This is a genomic window from Helicobacter sp. (assembly GCF_014799995.1).
In the GTDB taxonomy this organism is placed as follows: Bacteria; Campylobacterota; Campylobacteria; order Campylobacterales; family Helicobacteraceae; genus Helicobacter_D.
This window is the reverse complement of the sequence record NZ_JAAVGY010000015.1, coordinates 1-6,512: the sequence shown is the minus strand read 5'-3', so window position 1 is coordinate 6,512 and position 6,512 is coordinate 1. Positions and strand designations below refer to the sequence as shown.

At 37.7% G+C, this 6,512-nt stretch carries 5 protein-coding genes; 4 read left to right on the top strand and 1 reads right to left on the bottom strand.

The window, feature by feature from the left end; all coding sequences use genetic code 11:
• Window positions 1-149: 149 nt before the first annotated feature.
• On the top strand, window positions 150-2,759 hold the full coding sequence (alaS, locus tag HDT10_RS03060) for an alanine--tRNA ligase (RefSeq protein WP_290879865.1): 2,610 nt from the start codon (window positions 150-152) through the stop codon (window positions 2,757-2,759).
• A 29-nt stretch (window positions 2,760-2,788) separates the two neighbouring features.
• Here alaS and HDT10_RS03055 read toward each other — a convergent pair whose 3' ends face one another.
• Window positions 2,789-3,412 carry a hypothetical protein gene (locus HDT10_RS03055; RefSeq protein ID WP_290879863.1) on the bottom strand — a complete coding sequence of 208 codons (624 nt, stop codon included), beginning with the start codon at window positions 3,410-3,412 and terminating at the stop codon, window positions 2,789-2,791.
• Window positions 3,413-3,507: 95 nt separating this feature from the next.
• Between HDT10_RS03055 and HDT10_RS03050 the strand changes: the two genes are divergently transcribed.
• From HDT10_RS03050 to HDT10_RS03040, 3 genes are all read left to right on the top strand, one after another.
• A complete protein-coding gene (locus HDT10_RS03050) occupies window positions 3,508-4,161 on the top strand; it encodes a hypothetical protein (protein WP_290879861.1) in 654 nt (217 codons plus the stop codon).
• Window positions 4,162-4,226: 65 nt separating this feature from the next.
• The gene (locus HDT10_RS03045) at window positions 4,227-5,375 is read left to right on the top strand and encodes a metallophosphoesterase (protein ID WP_290879858.1); all 1,149 of its coding nucleotides are present in this window, start codon (window positions 4,227-4,229) and stop codon (window positions 5,373-5,375) included.
• Between the two features lie 66 nt (window positions 5,376-5,441).
• Window positions 5,442-6,512: tol-pal system YbgF family protein (locus tag HDT10_RS03040; RefSeq protein ID WP_367159061.1), on the top strand; the 1,071-nt coding region annotated here is incomplete at its 3' end.

The following is a 6,512-nucleotide window of genomic DNA, read 5'->3' as shown; positions in this document are numbered from 1 at the left end:
CCCCTTTTTTTTTTTTTTTCTTAAAAATAACTTTACTTTAATATATATTAAAATTTTCTAAATCAAAAATTTGTTCTATCTTTAGCGGCTTTTTAATTGACAAAAGATAAAATGGTGCGAAAATTTCGCAAAACTTTTAAGGGTTAAAAATGAAAGTAAAAGATGTGAGAGCTTTATTTTTAGAATATTTTGCAAGCAAAGGGCATAAAGTCTATGATTCTATGCCCTTAGTGCCTGATGATCCTACTTTATTATTCACCAATGCAGGAATGGTGCAGTTTAAAGACATTTTTACAGGCAAAGTTCCGATTCCCTCTCCCAATATCGCAACGAGTGCGCAAACTTGCATTCGTGCGGGTGGCAAGCATAATGACTTAGAAAATGTTGGCTATACCGCGCGCCACCACACGCTTTTTGAAATGCTTGGGAATTTTAGCTTTGGTGCGTATTTCAAAAAAGAAGCAATTGCGTATGCTTGGGAATTTGTTACCGAGGTGTTAGGATTTGACAAAAGTGTTTTGTATGTAACAATCCACGAAAGCGATGATGAGGCATTTGAGTTATGGAGTGCTCACATTGAACCTACACGCATTAAGAGAATGGGGGATAAGGATAACTTTTGGCAAATGGGCGATGTAGGACCTTGCGGACCTTGTAGTGAGATTTTTGTAGATCAAGGGGCGGAAATTTTTAATGGACCAGAGGATTATTTCGGTGGAGATGGGGACAGATTCCTAGAGATTTGGAATCTTGTTTTTATGCAATTTGAACGCGATAAAGAGGGGAATCTCAAGCCTTTACCCAAACCTAGCATTGATACCGGTATGGGGCTAGAGCGCGTAGTGGCATTGTTGGAGGGCAAGCATAGCAATTTTGATTCTTCGCTTTTTATGCCACTCATTGCCAAAGTAGAGGAAATCACAAAGCAAACTTACTTTTATGAAAGTGGTGCGAGTTTTCGCGTCATCGCGGACCACGCTAGAAGTGTAGCATTTTTGCTCGCACAAGGAGTAAATTTTGACAAAGAGGGGAGAGGATATGTCTTGCGTAGAATCTTGCGGAGAGCGATTCGTCACGGATATTTGCTAGGGCTACGCACTCCTTTCGTCTATCAAGTGGTGGGGTGTGTATGTGAAAATATGGGCGCGCATTATCGTTATTTGCTAGAGAAGCAGCAGGCAATTATGACGCAATGCAAAGCGGAGGAATTGCGATTCTTTGAAACAATTGAAAATGGAATGAATCTCTTTAATAAAGAATTGGCAAAATTAAAAGAGGAGAAACCCAACCAACTCTTCAGCGGTGAAGTGGCGTTTAGATTGTATGATACTTATGGATTCCCTCTTGATTTGACGCAAGATATGTTGCGCGAAAATGGCTTTGGCGTGGATATGGATAGTTTTGAAACTTGTATGAGAGCGCAGAAAGAACAAGCAAAGGCGAATTGGAAAGGTAGCGGTGATAGTGCAAAAGAGGGCGATTTCAAGCTTTTATTAAGTGAATTTGGAATCAATGCGTTTGTCGGCTATGAAAGAATGGAATCGCAAGGCAGAATCCTCGCGTTTTTGGATTCCAATTTGCAACGCGTAGAAACGATTAAGAAGGGAGAAGTAGGATTCGTGATGCTAGATAAAACTCCTTTTTATCCAGAATCTGGTGGTCCTGTGGGCGATAAGGGTGTGTTAATGCACAATAAGGACAAGATTGCAGAAGTGCTAGATACCAAAAAATATTTTGGCTTAAACATTAGCCAAGTCAAAGCGATTCAAGATTTGAGGTTAAAAGAGGGCATATTGGCAGTGGTAGATTCTGCGCGTTTAGAGATTGCCAAACACCATAGCGCGACACATTTATTACACAAAGCCTTGCGGGAGATTTTGGGCGGACATATTGCACAAGCAGGAAGCCTTGTAGAGGCGAATCGTTTGCGCTTTGACTTTAGCCACCCCAATGCACTCACGCGTGAGGAAATAGAAAAGATTGAAGCAAATGTCAATGCGCAAATTCTCCAAGCACACGCACAAGTTTGCGAACAAATGGACATACAAAGTGCAAAGGCAAAGGGTGCGATTGCGCTTTTTGGGGAAAAATATGGAAGTGAAGTGCGCGTGATTGGCTTTGGAGATTCTATTGAATTATGCGGTGGAATCCACGTGCCAAATACTGCTTTTATTGGAAGTTTTTATATCACCAAAGAATCTAGTGTGAGTAGTGGTGTGCGCAGAATCGAAGCAGTTTGTGGGAATGCAGCATACCAATGGGGCAAAAATGCTTTAATCAATGTAGAAAATGCAAAGGAGAGCTTAAAAGCCCAAAATCTAATACAAGGGATTGAGAAACTAAAAGAGCAAGTGCGTGAGCTTAAGAATAAAGCGAGCAAATCCTCAAACAATCTAAAAGGGATAGAATCCGAAATCATTAATGGGGCAAAACTCATTGTGGCGGAATTAAAAGAGACTGAAGCAAGTGAGGCAAAAGCACTTGTGGATAATGCTAAAAACGAAAATGAAAAAGTCGCTATTTTGTTGCTTACAACAGACAATCAAAGCGGCAAAATAGGAATCACAGCGGGCGTCAAAGGTGTGGATTTGAAAGCAGGTTCTTGGGTCAAAGAAATTGCTCAAATTCTTGGAGGTAATGGCGGAGGACGCAATGATTTCGCGACAGCCGGAGGCAAAGACAAGTCCAAGATTCCACAAGCTTTACAAAGTGCCAAAGAAATCGCCCAAAAAATCTTGAAAAATCTTGAAAAATCTTGAAACAAACTAAAGCCCTAAGGGGCTTAAGGCTAGTAGTTAGAATAATTGATGAAATCAGTATTTTGAACTTGAATTAAATGAAGTGTTGCTTCATTGATAGCCGCATTAATGGCATTTTGGAGTGTGATTTGAATTTGATTGGGATTTAGTTTAGCTTTGTCGCCAAAGATGAAATATTGGCTATTTCGGTTTTGAATACTTGATTTTCCACGAAAAGTCCTCACTTCATTGGCTCTACTAAAGCTTAGTTGCACTTCAAAAATTGCTTCATCACTTGTTTGTGTATGGAATAAATCCCCTTGCTTTTCTTGAGTATTGATATTACCAGATACAACTTCTAGTTGATAATGTCTGTTTTTTGCGACTTCATCGGCTGTAATTTGTGCAACTCGATTAAAGCAACCACTTTGTGCAAGCGAATTTTCCACCATTTCTCGTATTTGTGTATTTGGAATTGTCAAATCATTATAATCTCCATTTCTCAAACCAATTAAATGATAAGTTGCAATGGGATTTTGACAAGTTTTTAAGACGCGGGTATTAGGCAAATCGTTGAATTTTTGCGCACACGCGCTTAGAAGTAATGCACTAAAAGCAAAAAAACAACTTTTTTTTATGAATATTCCTAAATTTAACGCTTGAGAAGATTCCATAAACACTCCTTGAATTAAAAAGCTAATTTTAACACATTTTATTGCTAATTTTTCGCAAGATTGATACAATACGCAAATAATTTAAAGGTAAAAGTTTGCTTCTTTTTAAAGATAAAAAAATCATTATTTTAGAATTGTTGCTATGCCTAATTTTAGGCATTGGGATTGTGTTTTATGTGCAGAACAATCAGCAAGAATTAAAGAAGCAAGACACATTGCTTTATTATGTCAATATCAGCGGCAAGCAACGTTTATTAGCTCAGAGAATTGTATTTTTGTCTCAAATTGTTGTTACCAATCGTATTTTGAGTCGCAATAATCCCGAAAGCCTCACAGAGCTTCGCAGTTGCATTACCCAACTCAATTCTATTCATTTGATTTTGCAAAATTTCGTAATTTCTACTATTGTGAGTGATAAGAATCACTCTACTTTAGATGAAATTTATTTTGGTGGGGGGAATTTGAGTTTTAAAATGGAAGAATTTCTAAATAACGCCAATAAAATATTTTTTTTGCAATCCACACAGGATATTTTACGCATTAATCAAGAACTTTTGCAGCAATTAGAGGAAGATAATGGTTTGCTTGCGAGTTTAGAGCTCGCAACGCTTAGCCAGCAATTTTATGCGCAAAATATCATCAAAGAATCGCAATTTTACTCACAAATCCTTTTGTATAGCGCGTTTTTAATTTGTGGCTTGCAAGTTTTGTTGGTTTTATTCTCTTTGATGCGCAGAGTAAATTCCTAATTGATATAAAAATAAATTTAGATTAAAAGGCAAAAAAGATTTAGAAAGTTAAATAAGGAGATTTGATGATAAAAAATATTTTTCCTCTCTTAGCACTCATTGTATTTTTGATTTTTCATTTAAGTATTTATTTTTTGTTTATCAAACGAATCATTAAATTAAAAATTCCTCTTTTAGTTTTGAAGTGTTTTTTGATTTTCAATTTCTTGGGCGTAATGTCCTATTTTGCGGCGCGTTATTTCGTGGATTTTCCACAGAGTTTATACTTTTTGGTTTCTTTATCCATTGGTGTAGGATTCGTGCTCTTTGTTGTAACCTTGCTCTATCAATTCCTTACATTAATGTTGTGTCTTGTGGTTTGGTTGTTTCCGAAGTTTTCTGAAAAACGTAGGGGATTCTTTCAAAACGCCTTGAATCTTACAAGTGGAATCTTTGCTTTAGGATATTTGGGGGCTGGATTAATTGAGGGGAGATTAGCCCCTAAGCTAGAAAGAGTCAAGATTCCGCTTAAGAATCTTAAAACTCCTCTGAATGCAGTGCAAATCAGTGATTTACATATCGGGGGGTTGATTGAGGAAAATGTCGTAAGAGAGATTGTCCAACAAGTCAATGCGCTAAAACCTGATTTCATCGTGCTAACGGGCGATATTATTGACACAGAAGTTGCTAGAGTGCCAAAGGCAATGGCAGAGCTTGCGCGTCTTAATGCCCCTTTGGGAGTGTATTTTGTAACAGGCAATCACGAATATTTCCACGATATTCAGCCTTTGCTTGAGAATTTAAAGTCTGTTGGAATCCGCGTGTTAGAAAACGAATGTGTGCCACTAATGAGAAATAATGAAGTCGTGTTGAATTTAGCGGGTGTGTATGATTTGTTTGGGCGTAGAATTGGGGTTTTAGAGCCAGATTTGGAGCAGGCTTTAAAAGATAGAATAGAATCGCAACCCCTTATTTTGTTGGCACACCAACCAAAATTTGCCCTTGAAGTGCAAGCAGCGCATAAGGTGGATTTGATTTTAAGCGGACACACGCACGGCGGACAAATTTTTCCTTTCCGATTCCTTGTGAAGTTAGAGCAACCCTATTTGGCAGGCTTGTATCAGCATAGCCCCACAACGCAGATTTATGTCAATCGGGGCACGGGATTTTGGGGGCCGCCAATGCGGATTTTAGCGCGTGCGGAGATTACATATTTTGAATTTGTTGCAGGTTAAATCAAAAGCTAAAAGTAATTTTCAAAGAAAAGAAAGTATAATTTGGTATTTGAAATTTGGAATCATATGAGAAATAAGAATCGTTGGGCATTTTTATTATTGTTTATAACAAATTCTCTTTTTGGATTGGAATTTTATATCAATAGCGGCAGAGAAGAAAACAGAAATTTTGCTGTTTTGAATTTGCTTGATAATGTGCCCTTTGCCTGTGTGGAATCCTACAATAGAGCGTCAGAAGTGAATGAGATTATTTGCAAATTTAATTCGCCTCTATTGTCGCGTTTTCAACGAAGCGAGACATTGTTTTTTTCTATTTCTCCAGAAAGTTTTAAGGACGACACGGAGGGATTCTTTTTAAAAATTAAACCCAAAAGTGGCAAAAAAATTAAGCTTTATAATGCCGAATTTAGCCTAATTTCAGGCAAATCTATCCCACAAGAGCATAATGAAGTTTCCAAACGTTGGCAAATTTTGGGCTATGAAAATAAAATTCCGTTTTTGAATGACCAGCCTAGCAATGGGCTAAATTTCCCCATTGTCTTTGAAGAAGAATTGCCAAGAGTGGGGGCTTTAGATGTGCAAATGCGTCCAATGAATAATGAAGTGGGAGCGGATAAAGATTATTTTTTGCGCATACAATCTTTAATCTCTAATGAATCCTATACAGAGGCTTTGACTGCGATAGAGGAAATGCTAGGGCTTTATCCTGATACAATCTTTAAACGCGATGTGCTGTATTTTAAAATTGTCGCATTAGATGGTTTGGGCAAAGAAGAAAACTATGAAGATACGATGATGCTAGCTAAGGCTTGGTTAGAAGCTTATCCAACAGATGTCCATGTGCCCCAAACTTTGTTTATTTTGGCAAAAACTTATGCGAAAATGAACTTTTTTGAGGAAGCAAAGTATTATTATGATAGGCTTTTTACCGAACACAAAGGCGATAAATATGAGCTTTTGGCTAGACTTGATTATGGAGAAAATCTCTATACAAGGGGAGACCGCAAAGTCGTTTTGAATATGTATGAATCCACTTTGAATGAGACGACGGATTTAGAGGTTGCGTCTTTGGCGTCTGTTTTGCTTGGGGATTATTATCGCAAAGCAGAAAACAAAACAGAAGCCCAAAGGTATCTT

Coding starts and splice junctions, on each gene's coding strand:
- alaS (WP_290879865.1), top strand. CDS start 150: ATGAAAGTAAAAGATGTGAGAGCTTTATTTTTAGAATATTTTGCAAGC.
- HDT10_RS03055 (WP_290879863.1), bottom strand. CDS start 3,412: ATGGAATCTTCTCAAGCGTTAAATTTAGGAATATTCATAAAAAAAAGT.
- HDT10_RS03045 (WP_290879858.1), top strand. CDS start 4,227: ATGATAAAAAATATTTTTCCTCTCTTAGCACTCATTGTATTTTTGATT.